The following is a 22,162-nucleotide window of genomic DNA, read 5'->3' as shown; positions in this document are numbered from 1 at the left end:
TTGACAGGGTATGTCATTACATATTAAGACAACCTGAACATCACAAAAAAGTCAGTTTTGAAAAAGAATACCGGGATTTCATTAAATACTATCAGCAAAAACTGATAAAATAAGCTAATAAGGTCGTTTCATTGCTGAATTGAGTTCTACTAAGGTATCAAACAGATAACAAGGTTTTTTAACCCCTCCCCAATCAGAAGTGAACAAATAGTGGATTAATCCAATTTTAATCAGAGAAAAACCTTATCTTTTGATAACCTTAATTGAATTTGATTCATGTTATTGTTGACCTTATTACCTTATTGTGTTTATTTTTGAGGAAAAATAAAAAAGGCTGCCAATAATGACAGCCCGTATTCAGGAATCAAAAACAAAAACTATTTTTCAATAGGGATAACGCTCAGTAAAACAAGATTGTTGATGTCAGAATAATCGTACTGATATAAGCCTGTATTACCGATAAGCATCAATACCTTGTTAAAAGGAATCACATCGAAAGCATGCAAGTCGGAAAATTGTTTGATTAAATTCTCATCAATATGAAGCGGATCAGTGGCATCATAAACTTTCAGCCCTGCAGTTCCATCACAGACAAACAATACATTTCCGTCAATACCCAGCCCGTAAGGATTTACAAGCTCATAATCTTTCACCAGATACGGGTTATAAATATCTTTTATGCTGATCACATTGAGCTGGTCTTTCAGGTTGCCGCAACCGCTTCCAGAGCGTAAGGTAACATAAGCATAATCACCTTGAACCACCACCGGATCGCAGGAAGTAATATGAGAAAACTCAGATAAATATTTGGGATTGGCCGGATTACTCAGTTCATAAACCAACATCCCTGTGGTAGAGCCGATAAACATTTTCTGGTTGTAAATAAAAAGTGTTTCAATAATTCTGGTAGTTCCGACTGTTGAACCTTTTACAGGATCAGATGTATTTGCAATATTAAAAACAGTAATTTCACGATTGTTGATGGTATAGAGATAATTGTCGTAAATCTGGAACCGTGCCATTGAGCCTGCAATTCCAACAGCATTGGGGACAAAATAAGTAGTTCGTTCGCCTGAACCGCTTTCAGCAGCATCCATTAAAATACCGCCTTTACCATACCAGTAAAATTCATTGTTAAGTTCCTGCTCAACTGTAATCTTTTCGATTTTCCATCCGACTACAACGCCTTTTTCTTCGTCAATGGGTGCAACAGGATATTTTGAATCAAAGGGAGGGAGAGAACGCGGAAACACATTCTCAACACGTTTTTTAATAACAATTTTATTCAGATCAGAAATATCGATGGCAACCAGATCCATATAACTATCTGCATACAGAATATTTCCTTTGATGGCAATATCTACATTGCCCGGAATATTGATAAATGCAATATTCTGAGGATTGGAGGGATTGGAATTGTCGATGACATGAATACCTTTAAACGATTCAGAAATATAGATTTTTCCACCTTTGAAATAAATTTTACCAGGATTTTCAAGGTTTCTTGGAGCTTCAACCTTAATTGCACTTCGCATTTCCTCCAGCGACATATATTGCGGAACATTTGCCACGTAGGTATAAGTTTCAAATGTTTTGTCCTGACATGAACTGAAAGCTATTGCCAGCAGAAAAGGGAGCAGAATCCAAAGATAATTCTTTTTCATATCATTAAATTTTAATTGTTCAACAACGGCAATTAGATGAGTATTCATTTTAAGTGGTTGCGTGAATGATTTTTCGGATAAATATTTCTGGCAAAGTAACCCATTTTTGTATTTTTGTAGTTAGAAATAATTTACCCTAATGAGGCAACTAAACTTCCGGAATAATCATCTGTATGTTTTAAGTTCATGGTTAAAAGATAAATATATGAGAATCTTCATCACAGGACTTCTATTATGCCTTGTCATATCAGTTTCGGCACAAAAGACGGAAGACGTGGTCTATCTGAAAAACGGAAGTATTCTCAGGGGAAAAATTATTGAAATGGTTCCGGATCAATATGTAAAAATACAGATTGCCGGTGGAAGCATATTCGTATTCCAGAACAGTGAAATTCAGTATATCAGCAAGGAAGCCCCATTTAAAGCTGTAAAAAATTACGAAACGAAGTCATGTGGTTATTTCAATGCAGCCTCTCTTGGTTTTCTCATTGGAGGAAGTTCATGGTATTATAATCCTGTTTCTTTAACTGTTTCTGTAACAAATGGTTATAAATGGCAAAATAAAGTTTATGCCGGGCTGACTACTGGTTTTGAGTTTCTCAGGGTTGTGGCTATTCCATTAAAAATAGAAGGAAGGTGGGATGTATTTGATTCAAGAATATCCCCTTACCTGAAATTGAATGCCGGTTACCTCCTGCCTCTTGACGGAAAACAAACGGAAGAATGGGATTACAACTACACAGGTGGTTTTGGAATTACTCCGGCTGTTGGATTCAGAAGCTATTTCAACAATAATTCAGGCTTTGACATGAATTTCGGTTACCGCTATGAGGAATTATTCTCAAAACGATACGACAGCTATTACCAAACGGAAATTGAGAGAAGGGAAATATTTAACAGGGTTTTCTTTTCGATTGGTTTTATTTTCAAATGAGGATTGTTTATAATTTTCCCATTATCATAAGCTGAGGAAATTAACTTTGCATTGAAAAAAATGTTGTCAGATGATTACCTCAGAAGTCATTTATAACGGAAACCTCAGAACCGAATGTACGCATAAACTTTCAGGAAATAAAATAACCACGGATGCACCACCGGATAACAAAGGAAAAGGAGAATATTTTTCACCCACAGATTTGCTATCTACCTCACTTGCTGCCTGTATGCTGACAATTATGGGCATTGCAGCTGAAACACATCATTTTAACATAGATGGTACACGAGCAGAAGTAACCAAGATAATGGCATCTGAGCCGAGACGGGTGGCTGAAATCGTTATTGACCTGTTCTTTCCCCCGAACAATTATTCAGAAAAAGTCAGAAAAATTATTGAAAATGCAGCTTATACCTGTCCGGTTTCCAAAAGTCTTCATCCGGAATTAAAACAAACCATTAACTTTCATTTTTAAGAAGATGAATTATCCGCAAATACCCTTAAATCTTGACACAGAAGCTGAAAAGACTGTCGGAGAAAATGATACTGCGGCTGTTTATGGTTCAGGCTTACTGCCTGTTTTTGCCACTCCTGCCATGATAGGTTTCATTGAAAATACCGCCCATCTGGCGATTAATCCTTTTCTGGGCACAGAATTCACAAGTGTTGGCATTCATGTAAATGTTGAACACCTGAAAGCAACGAAAACAGGGATGAAAGTCAGATGCAGGGTGAAACTGATTGAAACAGACGGACGAAAACTGGTTTTTGAAGCAAATGTATGGGACGAAGAGGGGCTTATTGGCAAAGGCACTCATACCAGAGTGATTGTCAACAAAAAACGTTTTCTCGAAAAAACCGGAATCTGATGAGGAATTTATTGAATATTATTTTAAAAACCTTTCGATTGCAAGCCGGAATAAAAAATTTTCTCTCCTTATTGACCATTTCCTTTTTACTGATTCAGACTTTAAAATCACAGCCTGCTGTTCAGAATCAGTTAATACTTCAGCTTAAACCTGAAAGCAGTATTTATGGGTTCATCGACAGGTTCAATCAAAATAATTCAAAGAATATCAATCTTTTATTCAGAGAAAAACTCTCAAACGAGTTTAACATTTACCTCCTTGAAAGCAATGCAGCACCAACAGAGTCAGAACTATTGACAGAAGAAATATATCAGTATCCCGAAGTATTGTCAGCTCAGGAGAATCATCGCCTGTCTTTCAGGGAAACCTATCCGAATGACACTGGTTTTTCCAAACAATGGTCGTTGTACAATGACGGGAGTCAGGGAGGCACCTATAGAGCCGACATTAATGTGGTTAAAGCATGGGACAAAACCACCGGTGGAACCACAGCCCTTGGCGACACCATAGTAATTGCAATCATAGATGACGGAATTGACACCTCCCATCCTGACCTGAAAGAAAATTTATGGATCAACTATCATGAAATCCCCGGCAATCAACATGATGACGACACCAACGGCTATATTGATGATTACCATGGCTGGAATACCTTTACTTACGATGATGATGTTTATTATGATGCCGTGCATGGTACGGAGGTAAGCGGAGTAGCCGGTGCAAGGGGGAATAATGAATTGGGTATCAGTGGGGTAGCGTGGAATGTAAAAATTCTGATGGTGGTCGGAGGAGGCTATGAATCGGATGCCATAAAAGCTTATTCCTATGTTTATGCCATGAGAAAGCTCTACAACAAAAGCAATGGAAAGAAAGGAGCCTATATTGTCGCCACCAACACTTCCTGGGGTTTAGACCAGAAATGGCCGAAAGATGCCCCTGTCTGGTGTGCTTTATATGACAGCATGGGAGCCATAGGTATTGTGAGCGTTGCTGCCACTACGAACAGTAATATAAATGTAGATACGCTCGGAGACCTGCCCACTACCTGCCCGAGCAAATATCTTCTTACTGTAACGAGTACCGATAAAAACGATCAGAAAGTTTTGGGAGCCGGATATGGCAAAAATAATATCGATATCGGATGTCCGGGAAAGGCAATTTATACCACCGGAAAACTGATAAGCTTTCCTGACGGATATACTTATAATTCAGGGACTTCTTTTGCCTCTCCCCATGCTGCCGGAGCTTTGGCTTTGCTTTATGCCTCTGCCTGCAACGGGCTTCTGAAAATCGGCTTAAACCATCCGGATAGTCTGGCTCTTTTGATGAAAAGCTTTATTCTTCAGGGTGTTAAGCCGCTTGGAAGTCTGTACAATATTACTGTTACCAACGGGCGACTTGATGTGTTTAATGCCATCACTAAGATGGAAGATTTTTGTGCATATATCGGGATGAATGAAAACGCAAAAGAAACTAATCTGAAAGTCTATCCGACATTTTCGAATGATAAAATAAGGATAGAATCAAGTTCATCTCAGAAAATCTCCGTTCAGATTACTGATTTTTATGGTAAAATTCTCATACACAGGGAAATAACTGAAAACATTGGAACAATTGATATTTCAAGCTTTCCTGAAGGCATTTATATACTTACAATGTGGAATGAAAATTTGAGAAAAAGCATTAAAATTGTCAAAATTTAACCCTTCCTGCAGCATAAAAAGTCCGCTTGTAATAGGGTTCATCCAGTGAACTGATAATAACTCCTCCCCTTCTGGCTGCATGAATAAAATAACCTTTGCTCAGGTAAAAACCCACATGCGAAATTCTTCCTTTTCTGATTTTGAAAAATACCAGATCGCCTTCCTGTAATTCTGATTTCGGGATAATGTTGACATCATGAATCATGGTATAGGAGCTTCGGCTAAGTTTTTTCCCATAAACCTCTCTGTAAAGGCTGTTGACAAAGCCGGAGCAATCTGTTCCTGAAAGCGAGCTTCCGCTTCTTCTGTATCGTGTATGCATCCATTTATCAATGAACTGAACCAGTTTATCATTATTACTGCTGATTTTTCCGTCAAAAATATTGTAATAAAAAGGAATGCAGGTATCCATCATAGAGAGGTAGAGGCTGTCTGCATCGAAAAATAATTTATGAGGATTCAGCTTTCTGATATGAGAATAGCCGGAAAAAGGAATCTGCAGAGGAATTTGATAAACTTCTTTATCTTGCCATGTCGCATGAGGCAGTTCCGGGGCTTTCTTTAAATAAACACAGGAATTCAGCAATAAAGAAACCAGTAAAAATGAATAGAAAAATGTCGGGAGTCTTCTCATTTAAAAACTTCAATAAATGTGGTATCTGATGAAATGGTGTCTGTTTTCAGAAATTCTTTTGCACGTCCGGTCAGGCTGACATCGGCTTTGAAATTGTCGTATTCTTCCTGAGTGATAGCCTCTTTTTTCAGCATTCTTCCTGCCACAAAGCGGCAATGACTGACAAAAAAGCTTTTAAGTTTTCCCTGATTATCGAAAACCCACATAAAGGAAGTTGGCCTGGGAATAATTCCGGCCATGAAAATAGCTTCATCAAGGTTAATCTGAGAAGGTTTTTTATGAAAATAAAAATCGGAAGCTTCGCCTACTCCATAAATATCAGGCCCCCATTCGATAAAATTAAGATAAATTTCAAAAATCCTGTCTTTCGGCAGCAATCGGTATCTTTCAATCAGCCAGGTGATGATGATTTCTTCAATTTTACGTGTCATCACCTTTTTGGAGTTGAGAAACATGTTTTTAACAAACTGCATGGTGATGGTACTGCCTCCCCTGACAAAACGTCTGTGTTTGATGTTTGTGATAATGGCTTCACGGATGGCTTCTTCAATAAAGCCGGCATGATAATAAAAAGCCCCGTCTTCTGAGTATAAAACTGCCTTTTTCAAATATGGGGAAATTTGGTCGATATTGGTAAAATAAGGATTAGACGGACCAACCATAAAGGTTCTGACCGGAACCTCTTTTTTGTATGCAGTATATTCAAATTCACTGAGAAGTCGCTGAGTGTTGATTTTACCAAAATTTTTTACCTGAAAATCATAGCGATACAATTTATTAAAAAATACCAGTGAATCAGGTTGTTGCAAGTCCACATCAATCAGAAACCGATAAGCTATTTCTCCTGTCGCATCAAAGCCTTCCAGATTTTCAAAAACACCTTTTGGAATGCTGTTGATTAAGTCTTTAACATCCGACCTTGGAATATGAAAGGCAAATACCGCCCTTTTTCCTTTTGTTTTGTCGTAAAGTGAGTATAGGTTCACCTTAAAATTATTCAATAAAACAAAAGAATTGCTGTCGAGTTCGATGGATGCGGATTTAATGTTAAACGCAAAATGAAAATCTGTTTTCCTGATATTCAATGAATCCGATGAAATTCTGAAATGATGGATCCGGGCGTCTTTCAGCCTGACCTGCCCTTCAAACCTGTCTGTTGATGAATTCATCTGAATGAAGCGTATTGAAAAAGAAGCATTTCTGCTGTAAAGCGAAAGTTTGTACTTAGTCAGAAGAAACGGAAAGACAACCGGATGGCCGGTAAGATGTTCTGTATTCAAAAGCACTTCATGCTTGGCGGGCAGGTAAGTATATTTCACCTTAAAACCTGATGATTCTCCTTTTGAATAAACATGGAAAAGCTGTTCGAAATGATTGTTTTTCAGGTGAAAATCATTCGTCAGAAAGGATTCATTTTCGTCAAAATAACGAATATTAACCTGAAAAGATTTTATATTCATTGAAGATGGGAGAAATCCTTCCAGAAAACGAAAAAGAGACTGTGCCTGCTTCCTGTAGTCTCTGAAATTTAATGTATTAGAAGTATCAGCAGCAGCTTTTCTTTTTCTGATGTAATAGGAACAATGGTTCGAATCCCTGTTCAGATTGACACAAAAACTGTCAATATCAACTTTTTTCAGGTCTATTTTTCCGAAAAGAGCTTTTAACGGGCTGATTTTCACTGTCAAATTATTAGCAGAAAGCAGGGATAATCCATCATTTTCAACAGATAAACCTGTTATGCGGATTTTATTGAACCCTTTCAGCCTGAGTTGCCCATATTCTATGTAAATCGAATACTTTTGGTTGATCCCTCTTATTCTATTTTCGGAGATGTTGCGGAATACCGGATTCTTCAAAAGTAAAAGTACGGAAAAGATTACCGCAGCAATACTTCCGGTAATGATTAATATTCTGAAAAAATACTTTTTATTTATCCTTTTCATCAAAAATTCAATGCTGCAAAGTTAGGCATTCAGCAAAAGCCTGAAAAGTCCACGTTTTTTGGTAACATTTCAGCTTAATCCCTTCATTGACAGCTGAATACGTTTTCTCTGTAAATCAATTTTTATCACCCTGACCTTTACTTTTTGTCTGAGTTTCACAACTTCAAGCGGATTTCTGACAAATTTTTCTGCCATTTCAGAAACATGCACCAGCCCATCTTCTTTTATCCCAAGATTGACAAAAGCCCCGAATGCAGTAATGTTGGTTACAATTCCCTCGAGTATCATCCCCTCCTTTAAATCATTTATATCGTTTATCTCTTCTTTATAATCAATGTTGGTAATGCTTTCACGCGGATCACGACCCGGACGTTCCAGTTCCCTGATAATGTCCTGAAGTGTTGGTAGTCCAACTTTTCCATCCACATAATCCATCAGTTTTATATTTTTCAGGACTTCAGAATTCCCTATCAGGTTTCTGACACTTAAACCAAGGTTTTTAGCCATTTTCTCCACAATATAATAACTTTCAGGATGAACAGCACTGTTGTCGAGTGGATTTTCAGCCTGCCTGATGCGTAAGAAACCTGCAGATTGCTCGTAAGCTTTTTGTCCGAGGCGCTTGACTTTCAGCAACTCAGCCCTCGAATTGAAACTGCCGTTCTGCTTCCGGTATTCAACAATATTTTCTGCCAGCTGAGGGCCTATCCCCGACACATAGGTCAGCAATTCCACTGAGGCCGAATTCAATTCAACACCCACCAGATTGACACAACTTTCGGTTACCCTGTCCAATGCTCTTTTGAGTTCGTTCTGATCAACATCATGCTGATATTGTCCGACTCCGATGGATTTAGGGTCAATTTTTACCAGTTCTGCCAATGGATCCATTAATCTTCTGCCAATGGAAACAGCTCCCCTGACGGTCAGGTCAAGGTCCGGAAATTCTTTTCGCGCTGTTTCCGAAGCTGAATAAACAGAAGCTCCATCCTCACTTACCATAAAAATTTTCAAAGACTTACAGCATTCCAGATTTTTCAGAAATGCTCTGGTTTCCCTGCCAGCCGTCCCGTTTCCGACTGCAATGATTTCCGGATTATTTTTCTCAATCAGGCGCTGAATAATCTTTGCCGATTTTTCAGGCTCATTGACAGGCGGATGGGGAAAAATAGCTGAGTATTCCAGTAAATTGCCTGTTTCATCCAGACAAACCACCTTGCAGCCTGTCCGGAATCCCGGGTCTATTGCCATGATTCGCTTATTGCCTAATGGAGGTTCGAGCAACAACTGCCTGAGGTTTTCAGCAAATACTCCGATGGCCTCTCTGTCAGATTTTTCCTTGTAAACAGCCGTTATTTCATTTTCCATTGATGGCTTTAAGAGTCTTTTATAGGCATCAGCAACTGCTTTTTCAACCTGTTGAGAGGAACTGTTTTTCCCTTTCACAAACATCTGATTTAGCATTGCAATACCCTTTTCTTCATCAGGTTCAATACTGACTTTCAGAAATTTCTGATTCATCCCCCTCATGACAGCCAGAAAGCGATGGGAAGGTATCTGCCTCAATAACTGCTGAAAAGAGAAATAATCTTCAAAATTGCTCCCTTCCTCCTCTTTTCCCCTGATGACTCTTGAATACAAAACCGCTTCGGCTGAAAATAATTTCCTGATTCTGTTTCTTGCATGCTGATTTTCATTGACCCATTCGGCAATAATGTCTCTTGCCCCCGACAAGGCGCTTTCAATATCTTTTACCTTCTCATTTACAAAGCGTTTCGCCATCTGTTCAATATTGTCTGCGTTCTGAGCCATTATCATCCGGGCAAGGGATTCCAGTCCATTTTCACGGGCAACATCTGCCCTTGTTTTCTTCCTTGGTTTATATGGCAGGTAAATATCTTCCAGCTCTGTTGCATTAAAACAGTTTTCAATTCTGACCCGCAAATCTTCTGTTAGTTTTCCCTGCTCTTCAATTGTGTTTAAAATGGTCTTTTTTCTGGCCTCCAGATCCTGGTATTTCTGAAACAGAAGCGATATTTTTTCAATAAAGGTTTCATCCAGGCTCCCTGTCATTTCTTTCCGGTAGCGGGCAATAAAAGGAATGGTGGCTCCTTCGTCCAGTAAAGCTGAGACGGCTTCTACCTGTTCCTCCTTTAACTGAAGTTCACCGGCAATCAGCCTGATTATTTTAATATCCATGTTTGCATTTTCATTCAAAAGTAAACATAAACCTGAGGTCAAAAAAAATGCTTTATAAAGAATAAATTTTCTTTTGCAAAATCAATAATTCAGGTATTTTGCACCCGGGTTTTGAAAGGCAAAAAACTAAAGAAAATAAAGATTTTACAACATTTTACAACCAAGATTTAGTCGTTTTTATGGCAAGAGAAATAAAATTCAGTCTGGTTTACAGAGATATGTGGCAATCATCAGGGAAATATGTTCCCCGCGTGGATCAACTCATCGAAATCGCCCCTGTCATTGTCGAAATGGGGTGCTTCTCAAGGATAGAAACCAATGGAGGTGCTTTTGAACAGGTGAACCTCTTATTTGGTGAAAATCCCAATTATGCCGTCAGGGAATGGACAAAAACATTTAACAAGGCAGGCATTCAGACCCACATGCTGGAGCGTGCCCTGAACGGTATCCGGATGTATCCGGTTCCTGCTGATGTCAGAAGATTGATGTATAAAGTTAAAAAAGCGCAGGGTGTTGATATTGCACGTTCATTTTGCGGCCTAAACGATCACCGTAACCTTGAATTGTCAATCAGATTCGCAAAAGAAGCAGGGATGATTTCACAAGGTACATTGTCTATAACGTATTCCCCTGTTCATACAGTTGACTATTATTTAGCTGTGGTGGATAAGATGGTTGAATATGGCACTGACGAAGTCTGCCTGAAAGATATGGCAGGAGTAGGACGCCCTGTTGAACTTGGTTTGCTTGTCAAAGCGATTAAAGATAAATATCCTTACCTGATCGTACAGTATCACGGGCACTCCGGACCTGGCTTTTCAGTGGCTTCCATGCTGGAAGTAGCACGTGCAGGAGCCGACTATATTGATGTGGCCATGGAACCATTAAGCTGGGGAATGGTTCATCCGGATGTCATCACCATTCAGGCTATGCTTAAAAATGCAGGTTTTTTAGTCCCCGACATCAACATGAATGCATACATGGAGGCACGTTCCCTGACACAAAAGTTCATGGATGATTTTCTGGGCTATTTTATCGACCCTAAAAATAAACATACTTCTTCATTACTGGTTGGCTGCGGACTTCCCGGAGGCATGATGGGGAGCATGATGGCTGACCTGAAAGGCGTTCATGAAGGCTTAAACCGTTTCCACGAAAATGCCGGTAAAAAACCGCTGAATATTGATGAATTGCTCGTCAAACTTTTTAATGAGGTTAGTTATATCTGGCCAATGCTCGGCTATCCTCCGCTGGTAACTCCGTTCAGCCAGTATGTGAAAAATATAGCATTGCTGAATGTGCTGGCCATCGAACAGGGAAAAGAGAGATTTCAGAATATCGACAACAATTCATGGGACATGATACTCGGTAAAGCCGGACAATTGCCAGGCCCGCTGGCACCCGAAATCATTGAAATTGCTAAAAAACAAGGCAAAGAATTTTATACAGGTGTACCTCAGGAAGCATTCCCCGATGAATTGCCAAAATATATTGCAGAAATGGAACAACTGGGTTGGGATCGCGGACAGGATGATGAAGAACTGTTTGAATTTGCCATGCACGACCGGCAATACCGCGATTATAAATCAGGTATTGCCAAAAAACGTTTTCAGGAAGAACTTGCCAAAGCCAGAGCTGACCTTAGTTCCGCAATTAATGTTCGTTCTGCACAGCCTAAACCTGAAACCAGCAGTAAGGATATTGTCTCACCGCTTTTTGGCACTGTGTACTACAATCTGAACTATTATATGCGGGAAGATGACATTACGGTAGGTACAGTGGTCAGGAAAGGCCAGCGGTTGTGTTACATCCTCTCCGACCTGAACTATCATGAGTTAAAATCAGAATATGACGGAGAAATCACAGAAATTTTTATCAAACAGGGGCAACCCGTTCATAAAGGAGATGTGATTTTAAGAATCAGATAATATCTCAGCAGATGTAATATCAATATTGATGAATATTTTTTCTAATCTTCAGGATTTTTAACAGAATTTCAGGAATCAGTGAATTTTGAATAAATCACTTTTCCGACTCTCTGAATATGAGCTTTTAACTCATCATTTTCTATTGTATTGTTGTCAACAATGTCAAAGTGATAAGGTAGGTTGCACTCTTCATTCAGCATAAAGCCTACAGATAAAACAGTTTCATATTTTAGTTCTGACCCGAATAAAACAATGTCAATATCGCTCCCATTTTTGAAATTGCCTTTTGCACGACTACCGAACAATACTGCCTTTTCGATATCTTCAAATCCTGAAAACACTTCAATCATTTGCTCCCAATCTGCTTCTGAAAATCCGAAATTATTCATTATCGGCTAATGATTTTAATTTTTTAAACAAGCTGACCAATAAGGAAGAATAGGTGTTTTTAATAGCATTTTCAATTTGCTTTGATACAGTTTCATCATAAGCGTGCGAAGTTATATTCCTGTTTTCAAGCATAATCATCCACGCATGCCCTTCTTCAATTAAACCTGTTTCAAAAGCTTTTTTAATAACACTGCGCGGACTCTTTAAATTATTAAATCCTTCTGATTCAAAATAGTCTTTAAGTGTGTTCCATGCCAGTTCAAAAGTCATTTAGTAGAATTGAATTAACCCGGCACGTAAAATAATATCTTCCTCCGTTTTTCTTTTTACTGCATCATCCAGATATCTGACTGCTTTTTCAAAATTATTTAAACGTTGTTTCCACCTGATATCTGTATTTTCAAACTCATTCATTATTAAATTTTCTTACAAAAATACAAAATACTGCTTAAAAGTAGTTTCATAAACTTCACACAATGTATCGTTCAGTCATTGAACAGCAAGCATAGTTTCAGAAAATTTATTTTGTGATAACTATAAAAAAATCACTATCATTGTAGCAACGTAAACCATTAGATTTTCATCTTACCATTGTGAAAAGCAATACAGAATTAATATTCATCATTTTATTAATCAGTCCGGCATTTTATTCCCATGCTCAGCCTGACTTCAGATTTGGCATGGAAGCAGGTTTAACTATCAGCCAGCCACCGAGTAAAGTTTCTTATACAATCAAAACACGAAAAGCCACTGTTACTGAATCTTTCAAGCCCCTGATTTCTCCCCTCTTCGGCCTGACTGCCCAACTGACTGTTTTCAAACATTTTCTATTCTCGTCAGCATTTCAATATCAACTGACAGGTTCAAAAGAACACTATCACCGAAATGATACTGATATGCTTTATGGAGGAAATTATACCCATGACATCTGGAAAAACCAGCAATATCAGAAAATCTGCCTTCCCGTTTCAGCAGGTTATAAATTTCGTATATCAAAAATATATTTCTCTGCTTCTGCCGGTTTCAGGCTGAATTACTTTTTAACCGGAAAATTCTATTCAAAGAATCTGGTTGATTATACCAATAAAGCGGATTACCTGACCGAGCAATCATACAGTCCGCTTGATTCGGACTGGTCAATTAAACAATTTGACAATCAACTTTTTGGCAGTATTTCAGTATTCCCAAAGCAAAATCTGCAAATTTCCTTTTCTATATTTTCAGGAAGCTCTAAAACTTTTGATTTGAGTTCATTGTCCTGCACTCCTGAATCTTTTGTCAATAATGATTACTTGTTGAGTTTCACCTGGTATATCAAAAACACCCTTTTCAGCAAAAAATAATCCTTGGGGTAATAAACTGAAAAAGGAACTTTAATCAACATAAAAAATTAATTTTCATATTCTTAGCCTTTCCTTAAATAATTGTAATCAAGGTAATATAATACCTTAACCGAAAAGCTATTGATGGCCGGTTGGTTTAACACTTCTTCAAAATTTTTAAAATAAGAAGGTTCGATTGTTTCACCCTGTGAGAATACAGCATTTTTCCATACAACACTCATTTCGCTGCCGGGAGCAAACTGCCAGGTAAAGGCAGCATCAACTGTCAGTGCATCAAAACTCAGGTTACGATTATATGGATAAGTTATTTCCGTAAGAGAGCCATCCTGATTCAGGAAAAAGAATTTTTGGTAATCGGCTGAGCTGTGATAATGTCTTGCTTTTAGTGTAAATGAAGCATTTTTTGAAAAAATATAACTCAGAGATACAGAATTTTCAATAGTTTTCAGGTTACGGCTGCCAAAAATAATGATCCAACCTTCAGCACTGTCGGGAATTGTTTCCACATAGCCGCGTTGCGACTTGCCGTACTCATACTCGGCACTTAAACGGATAAATAATTTATCGCTTAATCTGATTCGCGGTGCAACATCCAGTGAATATGCCGATTTATCAAATTCAGGAACCCGGTTGTAAGAGCCTCTCAGATCAACAACAAATTTTTTGCGATAGTCGGGCGATAACCATCCATAGAGCCAGAAATGAGGAGGAATTCTGAACTTATAACCCGACATTCTCGGCTCATAAAAATCATATTGATGCGCAGGCGTTCCACCAGCGTTTATGCCAATATCAAGAAAATTTCTGAGTTTCGCATGGCTTTCCAGATAAATGTCAAATGCTGCATATTCATAAGGCTGCAATCTCGTTATGTAGCTGAATCCTATATTGTTATACATATTGAGAAAAATTCCGAATGGTTTGTATTTGTTGTAAGCAATGGTAATATTATTTTCCATGTAATTGCGATAGCTGTTATATCCCAAATCATTAATATCGAAATCAGGAGTTGCCAGCTCATTGCTGACATTGAACCTGAAATTTCCTTTGACTTTGCGGAATGAAATAAAGTTTCTCAATCCATTTTCATTACCGGAATATTTACCGGAAATGGTGTTGTAAGTAATGTTCCCCGACAGCCTGAACACATTGTTTTTATCCTCAAAACTGTAATCGGAGGCAACAACATCAGCCATTTTTTCTTTGTTGTAATAATTTGTGTTGATGATTCCGATATAACTTCTGTTTTTAAAAGTCTGGTCAAGAACAAGAATATTGTAGTTTGTAAGGGGCTGAGTTACAAACTCTTTTATATTGGAATCCTTATCATAGTAGGTAGCAAGCGACCGGGAAGTAATGGCATTAAAAATCCCCATACCCAATCCCGAGCTGCTTCTTCCCGAAATTTTCAGCGCATTGATAAGTCTGGTTTTATCAGGATTGCTTTTCATGGCAAAAAAATCGGGTTGGGTTTCCACATCATTATAGTTAAGCGGTTCCCCTCCTATCCTTCTGGAATAAAAAATCCCTGCCTTGTTAAATAATTCTGTCCCTTCAGTAAAAAATTGCCGTTTTTCGTCATATTGGGTTTCAAAAGGTGTCAGGTTTAGCACCACTTCATCCGATTCAACCTGCCCGAAATCAGGGATTAACACCATGTCGAGTGTAAAACTTTCATCGATGCCATATTTAATATCGGCTCCATAGTTAAAATTAAAACCAAATTTTTCATTTCCGGGACTTTTTTCAAGATAAGCGGAAACATAGGGAAATAATGATAGCCGCAAAGGAGGCTTAATGTTTTCAATTCCTGTGAGCAATGCAGATTCGCTGATCAGACTGTTCTGGTTGTTGTTGACAAAATGTAAACTGTTCCATTCCCTGTATCTCCTGATATGCCGCCATGCATTCACCCCCCATTCCTGTATTTCCTTTTTGGGAAAGCGTATGGCAGAATATGGAATTTTCAGCTCAGCCACCCATCCGGAATCACCAATATTAACCGCACTCATCCATACGGCATTCCAGTTCTCATCCTCATTTTCATTGTTGATCCTGACATCTGACTGAACGCCCGAAGCAGAAACCTTAAAAACAAAAGCATTTTGTCTGTCATTAAAAGGCAGCAGTATCAGTCCGAAAATATCTGTATTTACATTGTCAATTTCATCACGCTTCGAAAGTTCTTTCATGATACTGTCGGGGGCAGGATCATACATCTTTGCAAAAACATATAATGCATCATTATCAAACAGGAATCGTACACTTGTTTCCAGTGAAGCTTTTGAGCCATTATAGGGTTCATACTGGGAAAAACCTCTATATTCAGGAGCATCATTCCATGCACGTTCAGCTATTCCGTCAATTTTTATTCTTTCATTTGTCTTAACAGCTTTTACTATCTGGTTTTGGCTGAAAGCTGAAAAACTCAGAAGAATGAATGTTAACAGATAAAATGAATAATTCTTCATGCCTGCAAATCTATAGAATCAATCTCACTCACAGGAGTTCGATCAACTCTTCAAAAGCGGTCTGAACATGATTGACAATGGGTTCAAATTCAGCTTTACCAATAAGCGAAAACATACTTATTGGGTTGATGGCCGCCACTTCAGTTTGATTTTCAGAAATATATCTGACAAGCACATTGCAGGGAAGAAGTGTTCCAATCATTGGTTCATTGGTGATAGCCTGATAGGCAAAATTCGGATTACAGGCTCCCAGAATTTTGTATGGTTTCAGCTCTGCTCCAATCTTTTCTTTCAATACTTTATCGGCATCCAGTGTGGTTACAATACCGAAACCATATTTTTTCAGGTCATTGGTAACTTTTTCAACTGTTTTATCAAATGGCAAGTTGACCGTCTTACTGATATAATAGTTCATAAGGTTAAATTTTTATCGTTGAAGGCAAATTCTCTGCCTGAATTAAAGTAATTTTGCCAGACCACAACAAACTCTTATGGAATTAAATTTCAGGCAGTTAGGACATGGAGACCCGTTGATTATACTTCACGGACTTTTTGGCATGCTCGACAACTGGATGAGTATTGCTAAAAAATTGTCAGATAAATTTGAAGTTTTTTTGATTGACCAGCGAAATCATGGCAAATCCCCTCATTCTGAAGACCATAATTATCTGCTGATGGCACGCGACCTGCTCGACTTTATGCAGGAACAAAATATTTATTCAGCCCATCTACTTGGGCACTCCATGGGTGGAAAAACAGCCATGCAGTTTGCCACTTTATACCCCGGTTATATTAAATCACTTGTCATTGCTGATATATTTCCAAAAGAATATGAGCGGATAACTGACGATCATACCATGGTTTTTGAAGCCATTCAAAGCCTGAGAAATTGCAGTTTTTCTGACCGCAGGCTGGCAGAAAAGAAACTGAGTGAACTGGTTCCCAATCAAAGAATCCTTCAGTTTCTGTTTAAAAATCTTTCTTTTGACGGCCAGTCATGTATCCGCTGGAAATTCAATGCTGATGTTTTGATGAGAGAATACATGAACTTGATGGAAAACATTCATTTTTCCGCTCAGGTCAATGCTCCTGTTCTGTTTATCAAAGCCGGAAAATCAGATTATATTCTTCCAGAAGAATTTGAATCAGTAAAAAAATATTTTCCGCAGGCAAAACTCGAAATCATGCCCGAAGCTACACATTGGCTGCATGCTGACGATCCTGAGACATTTGTAAAAATCCTCTTAAATTTTCTGAAATAAAATGCATTGAAAAAAAACTGTAATCCGGCTAAAATCATTTTTCAATTCAAAACAAAGTTTTATTTTTGACATCAAAACTTTGTAAACTGTTTTTTCGTAAGACCAAAATTAATCACAAACTATGAACTATGAAGTGATAAAATTTGAGGTTGTTGACAATATAGGAATCCTGACCGTCAACCGACCTAATGCCCTGAATGCATTAAACACAAAAGTTTTTAACGAGGTGGATGATGTAGTGGCAAAAATCAAAAACAATCCTGAAATTAAAGTATTGATTATCACCGGAGAAGGAAAAGCATTTGTGGCAGGGGCTGATATAGCGGAAATGGTGAATATGACACCCGAAGAAGGCTCTGCTTTTTCGCGTCTCGGGCAAAATACTTTCAGAAGCCTTGAATTGCTCGACATCCCTGTCATTGCAGCCATCAATGGTTTTGCACTGGGCGGAGGACTTGAGTTTGCCATGGGCTGCGATTTCAGAATTGCCAGTACCAAAGCCAAATTTGGTCAGCCGGAGGTTAATCTCGGATTAATTCCCGGTTATGCTGCCACACAACGTCTGCCAAGGCTGGTAGGCATGGCAGATGCCCTTTTTATGTTGATGACCGGAGAAATGATAACTGCTGAAGATGCCTTAAGGATTGGGTTGGTTCAAAAGGTCGTTGAGCCGGAAATGCTGATGGAAGAGGTCATGCGCCTGGCACGGCTGATTGCTTCCAAAGGCCCTCAGGCTGTAAAGAAAGTAAAAAAAGTTGCTCGTGCTGCATGGGAACTACCACTTAAAGAAGGTTTTGAACTTGAAGCACAACAGTTCGGAACCCTCTTTGGCCCCGGCAGCGAAGGGGAAGAAGGAATGAAGGCGTTTTTGGAAAAAAGGAAACCAAACTGGTGATATGAATTGCGAATTGCGGATTTTGAATTTCGGATTGCTGATTGCAAACTGAATGAGATAAAAAATCGATACTATGATAACAGCAGAATTATTGAAAGCAAGAACAAAAAAATTTGCGATTGATGTGATAATATCTGTTGAAGATTTACCATACAAAACATCAACGAATACAATCACAAAACAATTAATTCGTGCTGCAACCTCTGTCGGAGCTAACTACAGATCAGCATGCAGAGCAAGATCAAAAGCCGATTTTATTTCAAAAATTGCAATAGTTGAAGAAGAAGCTGATGAATGCTGTTATTGGCTGGAATTGCTTTTTGAATTAAATTGTATAGATTCAGAAATTCTCAACAAATTGCATAAAGAAGCAGAGGAGCTAACAGCAATATTTACTGCCAGTGGAAAAACCTCCAAATCAACTAAATATTAAATTATGAAATCATTAATTATCTCAACCCGGCTAAGCAATAAGCTTGTAAATAATTTTGTTCAATCTTTAATTCCCTTCAATTCTCAATTTTGTCGCTATCCCACAGGGATGTGCTTATCCGAAATCAATACAATCCGAAATTTTGTTCAATCCGAAATCCGAAATTATTTTTATCCGAAATCAATGCAATCCGAAATTTTGTTCAATCCGAAATCCGAAATTATTTTTATCCGAAATCAATGCAATCCGAAATTTTGTTCAATCCGAAATCCGAAATTATTTTAAATCTTGAATCAAATAAATATGAATTACACAGAACGATTACAGAACGTGGCGGTACTGGGTGCTGCCGGTAAAATGGGGAGTGGCATACTGCTGCTGACTGCCCTCGAGATGGCCGACCTGAGCCTGATGCCCGAAAATAAAGATAAAACATTTGCGCTCTATGCGGTGGACATTTCCTCAAAAGCCCTTTCCGACCTGATGATTTATATCAAGACTCAGGTAGTGAAAGCTGCTGAAAAGAAAGCTGTCCAACTTCGTAAAGTCTATGCCGACAGAGCCGATCTGGTTGAAAACTATGACATCATCGACCAATATGTGTTTGATGTCATGAATATTATCAGACCGGTAACACGCATTGAGGTTGCTTATGATTGTTCTCTTATTTTTGAGGCTATCAAGGAAGATCCGGCCTTAAAAATTAAAATTTTCAGCACCATTGAAAAAAATAATCCTAATCAACCATGGTACTATACCAATACTTCCTCCATACCAATTACTCAACTCGATAATGAAGCAGGTTTGGGGGGAAGAATTTTAGGGGTTCATTTTTATAATCCTCCTGCTGTACAAAAGCTGGTTGAGGTTATCCGTGCTGAGAAAACTCAGGATGAAGTGAACAATTTTGCTTATGAGTACATTAAGCGGCTGAAGAAAATAGCCGTTCCTTCCAACGATTTTGCAGGCTTTATAGGTAATGGCCATTTCATGCGTGATGCACTTTATGGCATTAACGAAGCTGAAAAACTGACAAAGGAAATGAGTTGGGTAGAAGCCGTTTATTGTATCAATAAAGTTACTCAGGATTACCTCATCAGGCCGATGGGAATCTTTCAGCTTATTGATTATGTTGGTATTGATGTTTGCTCCTACATTATGAGCGTGATGAATCCGCATCTGAAAGATGAAGATCTTCACAGCGATGTACTCGACAAAATGATTGAGCTGGGAGTTTTGGGTGGACAGTTCTCTTCTGGTGCCCAGAAAGATGGCTTTCTGAAATATGAAAAAGGAGGCTCTGTTGCAGTTTATGATATGGAAAAGAAAGCATACGTTCCTTTTGCTGAATTTCAGGCAAAATGCGATGCATGGCTCGGAGAAATGCCGTCTTCATGGAAACCATGGAAATCTGTTAATTTTAACAAGAAGAAAGACACAGTTCTGGCCGAATATTTTGCCGGGCTGAAATCCATGGAAAGCAACGGTGCAAAGCTGGCAAAAGCCTATCACCTGAACTCAAAAGCTATTGGTGAAAAACTCTTTAACGACAAGGTAGCCAACAGCCTTGAAGATGTGAACACCGTTTTGATGACGGGTTTTTATCATGCTTATGGACCAATCAATAATTTTTTATAGTGCGAAGTAAGAAGTTCGGAGTGCGAAATGATGAAGAAAATTGCGAAATGAAATAATAAATTATGAGTAATAAGTATGACAATTTAAAAGACAGAACAAAGAAATTTTCTTTGGATGTTATTAAAGTAGTTGAAACACTACCTAAAAATGACACCTGTAAAATAATAGGTCATCAATTACTTAGATCTGGTACTTCTGTTGGAGCAAATTATCGTTCATCTTGCAGAACCAGATCCAGCGCTGATTTTATTTCAAGGATTACAATTTGCGAGGAGGAAGCTGATGAATCATGTTACTGGTTTGAATTATTATTTGAATCAGCGTATATTCCAGAATCAATATTTACCAAAATGCATAAAGAAGGAACTGAATTAACGGCAATATTTGCGGCTTCTGCCTTTACTGCTAAAAAGAATAATAACTTTAATAAATCAGGAAAAGCAGATTTTCAGGATTGTGAAACGACTTCGCACTCCGAACTCCGCATTTCGAACTCAAATAATAATAAGAAAAGTAAAATTTAAAAATTAACCTTATGAAACTTAGAAAAAAAGTATACATGGTTGCCGGATATAACACAATATCTATGGGCACAGGACGTAAAGAATTCAATCCGAAAAAAGAACGTCCGGGATTGGAACATTATCTGAAAGAAGCCGGTCAGGCAGTATTGGCAAAAATAGGCGGTGCCGGAAATGTCGATGAAACTGTTATCGGCAACTTTATGGCCTCACGCTTCAATCGTCAGGCTCATTTAGGTGCGTTTGCTGCTTACATCGATGAAGGATTACGCTATAAACCCAGTATCCGGGTCGAAGGAGCCTGCGCTTCAGGAGGCCTTGCTCTGGTAACGGCTATCCGTTCCGTACTTGCCGAAACGGCTCACGTTGTTTTGGCTATGGGGATTGAGGTTCAAAACACGGTCAAAGCCATTTATGGTGCTGATATTCTGGCAGGTGCAGGCCATTACGCCATGCGTAAAAACGGCCATGCCTTTTATTTCCCTGGTGAATTCAGCGACCGTGCTGGTGCGTATTTTGAAAAATATGGCAGAGATTATACCCGCCTCGGCATGGCAACATGGTTTAAAAACTGCATTGAAAATGCCCGCCTCTGCCCCACCGCTCAGGAATATGAAAACAAAGTGGACGACCTGATAGCCCTCGGATTAACGGAACCTAATCCCAAGGCTTTTACTGATCATCTGAATGTATTTGATTGCAGCAAGGTCTCTGATGGATGCTCCGCTATTGCAGTGGTTTCAGAAGAAGGATTAAAACGCATTGGTATTCCAAAATCTGAAGCAGTTGAAATTATCAGTTTTGCCCAGGCTGTTGACAATATCACTGAATTTCCGCCAGAGCCTACTGAGTTGAGATGCACAATGGCTTCTGTACGTCAATCACTTGGTGATGCAGGTATTACCAAAGACCAGCTGGCAACAGTCGAAACACACGATTGTTTTACCATTGCCGGTATCATGGCTACCGAAGCCATAGGATTTGCTGAAAGAGGAAAAGGACCTGAGTTTGTGGCTAAAGGTGAAACTGCCCGAAACGGCAGCATTCCTTTCAACACAACGGGAGGATTAATCGGCTGGGGGCATCCGACAGGTGCTACAGGAGTTCATCAGGCAGTTACAATCTGGGAACAGCTTACCGGAAAAGCCGGAGCAGCACAGATCGAAATCAAACCCGAAAAACCTTACGGACTATCCGTAAACATGGGTGGAAATGACAAGACTGTGGTGAGCATTGTGTATAAAAGGGCCTAATCTAAATGTTGCAGCAGTGTAAATTTTGAAGACACTGCCGGGACAATGATAAGAAAGTTCATGTAATTCTGAGTCCTCT

At 38.8% G+C, this 22,162-nt stretch carries 19 protein-coding genes and 1 pseudogene; 12 read left to right on the top strand and 8 right to left on the bottom strand.

The features are described 5' to 3' along the window. Window positions 1-377 precede the first annotated feature (377 nt). Window positions 378-1,664: a hypothetical protein gene (locus GX437_00550; GenBank protein ID NLJ06134.1), complete on the bottom strand. Its 1,287-nt coding sequence runs from the start codon at window positions 1,662-1,664 to the stop codon at window positions 378-380. A 205-nt stretch (window positions 1,665-1,869) separates the two neighbouring features. Between GX437_00550 and GX437_00545 the strand changes: the two genes are divergently transcribed. The 4 genes from GX437_00545 (at window position 1,870) to GX437_00530 (ending at window position 5,170) form a co-directional block, all read left to right on the top strand. Beyond that, window positions 1,870-2,598, top strand: coding sequence for a hypothetical protein (locus tag GX437_00545; GenBank protein ID NLJ06133.1), 729 nt, complete (start codon window positions 1,870-1,872; stop codon window positions 2,596-2,598). 70 nt (window positions 2,599-2,668) lie between these two features. Then, window positions 2,669-3,073 (top strand): OsmC family protein, encoded by a 405-nt coding sequence (locus tag GX437_00540; protein NLJ06132.1) that lies wholly within the window; start codon window positions 2,669-2,671, stop codon window positions 3,071-3,073. 4 nt (window positions 3,074-3,077) lie between these two features. Then, a complete protein-coding gene (locus GX437_00535; protein NLJ06131.1) occupies window positions 3,078-3,467 on the top strand; it encodes a thioesterase family protein in 390 nt (129 codons plus the stop codon). Next, window positions 3,467-5,170: a S8 family serine peptidase gene (locus GX437_00530; GenBank protein ID NLJ06130.1), complete on the top strand. Its 1,704-nt coding sequence runs from the start codon at window positions 3,467-3,469 to the stop codon at window positions 5,168-5,170. Before GX437_00535 ends, GX437_00530 begins: the two co-directional genes overlap by 1 nt. Here the strand turns inward: GX437_00530 and GX437_00525 are convergent. The 3 genes from GX437_00525 to GX437_00515 form a co-directional block, all read right to left on the bottom strand. Then, window positions 5,160-5,804, bottom strand: coding sequence for a C40 family peptidase (locus GX437_00525; protein NLJ06129.1), 645 nt, complete (start codon window positions 5,802-5,804; stop codon window positions 5,160-5,162). The two genes, GX437_00530 and GX437_00525, sit on opposite strands and share 11 nt — an antisense overlap. Next, the gene (locus GX437_00520; GenBank protein NLJ06128.1) at window positions 5,801-7,750 is read right to left on the bottom strand and encodes a transglycosylase domain-containing protein; all 1,950 of its coding nucleotides are present in this window, start codon (window positions 7,748-7,750) and stop codon (window positions 5,801-5,803) included. Before GX437_00520 ends, GX437_00525 begins: the two co-directional genes overlap by 4 nt. 69 nt (window positions 7,751-7,819) lie before the next feature. Continuing rightward, window positions 7,820-9,949: an RNA-binding transcriptional accessory protein gene (locus tag GX437_00515; GenBank protein NLJ06127.1), complete on the bottom strand. Its 2,130-nt coding sequence runs from the start codon at window positions 9,947-9,949 to the stop codon at window positions 7,820-7,822. A 179-nt stretch (window positions 9,950-10,128) separates the two neighbouring features. Here GX437_00515 and GX437_00510 point away from each other — a divergent pair, with 179 nt between their 5' ends. After that, window positions 10,129-11,877 (top strand): biotin/lipoyl-binding protein, encoded by a 1,749-nt coding sequence (locus tag GX437_00510; GenBank protein ID NLJ06126.1) that lies wholly within the window; start codon window positions 10,129-10,131, stop codon window positions 11,875-11,877. 68 nt (window positions 11,878-11,945) lie between these two features. On the opposite strand, the gene GX437_00505 is transcribed toward GX437_00510, so the two are convergent. Both GX437_00505 and GX437_00500 read right to left on the bottom strand, forming a co-directional pair. Further along, window positions 11,946-12,227 (bottom strand): nucleotidyltransferase domain-containing protein, encoded by a 282-nt coding sequence (locus GX437_00505; GenBank protein ID NLJ06125.1) that lies wholly within the window; start codon window positions 12,225-12,227, stop codon window positions 11,946-11,948. Window positions 12,228-12,258: 31 nt separating this feature from the next. Next, window positions 12,259-12,681, bottom strand: a pseudogene (locus GX437_00500) (nucleotidyltransferase). Window positions 12,682-12,860: 179 nt separating this feature from the next. Here GX437_00500 and GX437_00495 point away from each other — a divergent pair. Continuing rightward, entirely contained in the window at window positions 12,861-13,610 is a 750-nt protein-coding gene (locus tag GX437_00495) for a hypothetical protein (protein ID NLJ06124.1), read from the top strand. A gap of 62 nt (window positions 13,611-13,672) precedes the next feature. Here GX437_00495 and GX437_00490 read toward each other — a convergent pair whose 3' ends face one another. Both GX437_00490 and GX437_00485 read right to left on the bottom strand, forming a co-directional pair. Beyond that, window positions 13,673-16,081, bottom strand: coding sequence for a carbohydrate binding family 9 domain-containing protein (locus GX437_00490; GenBank protein ID NLJ06123.1), 2,409 nt, complete (start codon window positions 16,079-16,081; stop codon window positions 13,673-13,675). Window positions 16,082-16,109: 28 nt separating this feature from the next. Next, a complete protein-coding gene (locus tag GX437_00485) occupies window positions 16,110-16,496 on the bottom strand; it encodes a DUF302 domain-containing protein (GenBank protein NLJ06122.1) in 387 nt (128 codons plus the stop codon). A 76-nt stretch (window positions 16,497-16,572) separates the two neighbouring features. On the opposite strand from GX437_00485, the gene GX437_00480 reads away from it, so the two are divergent. From GX437_00480 to GX437_00455, 6 genes are all read left to right on the top strand, one after another. Continuing rightward, the gene (locus GX437_00480; GenBank protein NLJ06121.1) at window positions 16,573-17,343 is read left to right on the top strand and encodes an alpha/beta fold hydrolase; all 771 of its coding nucleotides are present in this window, start codon (window positions 16,573-16,575) and stop codon (window positions 17,341-17,343) included. A gap of 121 nt (window positions 17,344-17,464) precedes the next feature. Next, a complete protein-coding gene (locus GX437_00475) occupies window positions 17,465-18,238 on the top strand; it encodes a hypothetical protein (GenBank protein NLJ06120.1) in 774 nt (257 codons plus the stop codon). A gap of 73 nt (window positions 18,239-18,311) precedes the next feature. Then, window positions 18,312-18,671, top strand: a complete 360-nt coding sequence (locus GX437_00470) for a four helix bundle protein (GenBank protein ID NLJ06119.1) — start codon at window positions 18,312-18,314, stop codon at window positions 18,669-18,671. A gap of 303 nt (window positions 18,672-18,974) precedes the next feature. Then, a complete protein-coding gene (locus tag GX437_00465) occupies window positions 18,975-20,309 on the top strand; it encodes a 3-hydroxyacyl-CoA dehydrogenase family protein (protein NLJ06118.1) in 1,335 nt (444 codons plus the stop codon). A 62-nt stretch (window positions 20,310-20,371) separates the two neighbouring features. Next, window positions 20,372-20,833, top strand: coding sequence for a four helix bundle protein (locus tag GX437_00460; GenBank protein ID NLJ06117.1), 462 nt, complete (start codon window positions 20,372-20,374; stop codon window positions 20,831-20,833). A gap of 11 nt (window positions 20,834-20,844) precedes the next feature. Then, entirely contained in the window at window positions 20,845-22,083 is a 1,239-nt protein-coding gene (locus GX437_00455; GenBank protein ID NLJ06116.1) for a 3-ketoacyl-CoA thiolase, read from the top strand. The last annotated feature ends 79 nt before the right edge of the window (window positions 22,084-22,162 follow it).

Source organism: Sphingobacteriales bacterium, from assembly GCA_012517435.1.
In the GTDB taxonomy this organism is placed as follows: Bacteria; Bacteroidota; Bacteroidia; order CAILMK01; family JAAYUY01; genus JAAYUY01.
The sequence above is the reverse complement of the archived record's forward strand: the minus strand, read 5'-3'. Positions and strand labels throughout refer to the sequence as shown.

Excerpts from the sequence above, each read along its gene's own strand:
- GX437_00515 (NLJ06127.1), bottom strand. The coding sequence starts at position 9,949 with ATGGATATTAAAATAATCAGGCTGATTGCCGGTGAACTTCAGTTAAAG.
- GX437_00480 (NLJ06121.1), top strand. The coding sequence starts at position 16,573 with ATGGAATTAAATTTCAGGCAGTTAGGACATGGAGACCCGTTGATTATA.
- GX437_00540 (NLJ06132.1), top strand. The coding sequence starts at position 2,669 with ATGATTACCTCAGAAGTCATTTATAACGGAAACCTCAGAACCGAATGT.
- GX437_00510 (NLJ06126.1), top strand. The coding sequence starts at position 10,129 with ATGGCAAGAGAAATAAAATTCAGTCTGGTTTACAGAGATATGTGGCAA.
- GX437_00520 (NLJ06128.1), bottom strand. The coding sequence starts at position 7,750 with ATGAAAAGGATAAATAAAAAGTATTTTTTCAGAATATTAATCATTACC.
- GX437_00490 (NLJ06123.1), bottom strand. The coding sequence starts at position 16,081 with ATGAAGAATTATTCATTTTATCTGTTAACATTCATTCTTCTGAGTTTT.
- GX437_00455 (NLJ06116.1), top strand. The coding sequence starts at position 20,845 with ATGAAACTTAGAAAAAAAGTATACATGGTTGCCGGATATAACACAATA.
- GX437_00535 (NLJ06131.1), top strand. The coding sequence starts at position 3,078 with ATGAATTATCCGCAAATACCCTTAAATCTTGACACAGAAGCTGAAAAG.
- GX437_00530 (NLJ06130.1), top strand. The coding sequence starts at position 3,467 with ATGAGGAATTTATTGAATATTATTTTAAAAACCTTTCGATTGCAAGCC.
- GX437_00470 (NLJ06119.1), top strand. The coding sequence starts at position 18,312 with ATGATAACAGCAGAATTATTGAAAGCAAGAACAAAAAAATTTGCGATT.
- GX437_00550 (NLJ06134.1), bottom strand. The coding sequence starts at position 1,664 with ATGAAAAAGAATTATCTTTGGATTCTGCTCCCTTTTCTGCTGGCAATA.
- GX437_00465 (NLJ06118.1), top strand. The coding sequence starts at position 18,975 with ATGAATTACACAGAACGATTACAGAACGTGGCGGTACTGGGTGCTGCC.
- GX437_00475 (NLJ06120.1), top strand. The coding sequence starts at position 17,465 with ATGAACTATGAAGTGATAAAATTTGAGGTTGTTGACAATATAGGAATC.
- GX437_00460 (NLJ06117.1), top strand. The coding sequence starts at position 20,372 with ATGAGTAATAAGTATGACAATTTAAAAGACAGAACAAAGAAATTTTCT.
- GX437_00485 (NLJ06122.1), bottom strand. The coding sequence starts at position 16,496 with ATGAACTATTATATCAGTAAGACGGTCAACTTGCCATTTGATAAAACA.
- GX437_00545 (NLJ06133.1), top strand. The coding sequence starts at position 1,870 with ATGAGAATCTTCATCACAGGACTTCTATTATGCCTTGTCATATCAGTT.
- GX437_00525 (NLJ06129.1), bottom strand. The coding sequence starts at position 5,804 with ATGAGAAGACTCCCGACATTTTTCTATTCATTTTTACTGGTTTCTTTA.
- GX437_00505 (NLJ06125.1), bottom strand. The coding sequence starts at position 12,227 with ATGATTGAAGTGTTTTCAGGATTTGAAGATATCGAAAAGGCAGTATTG.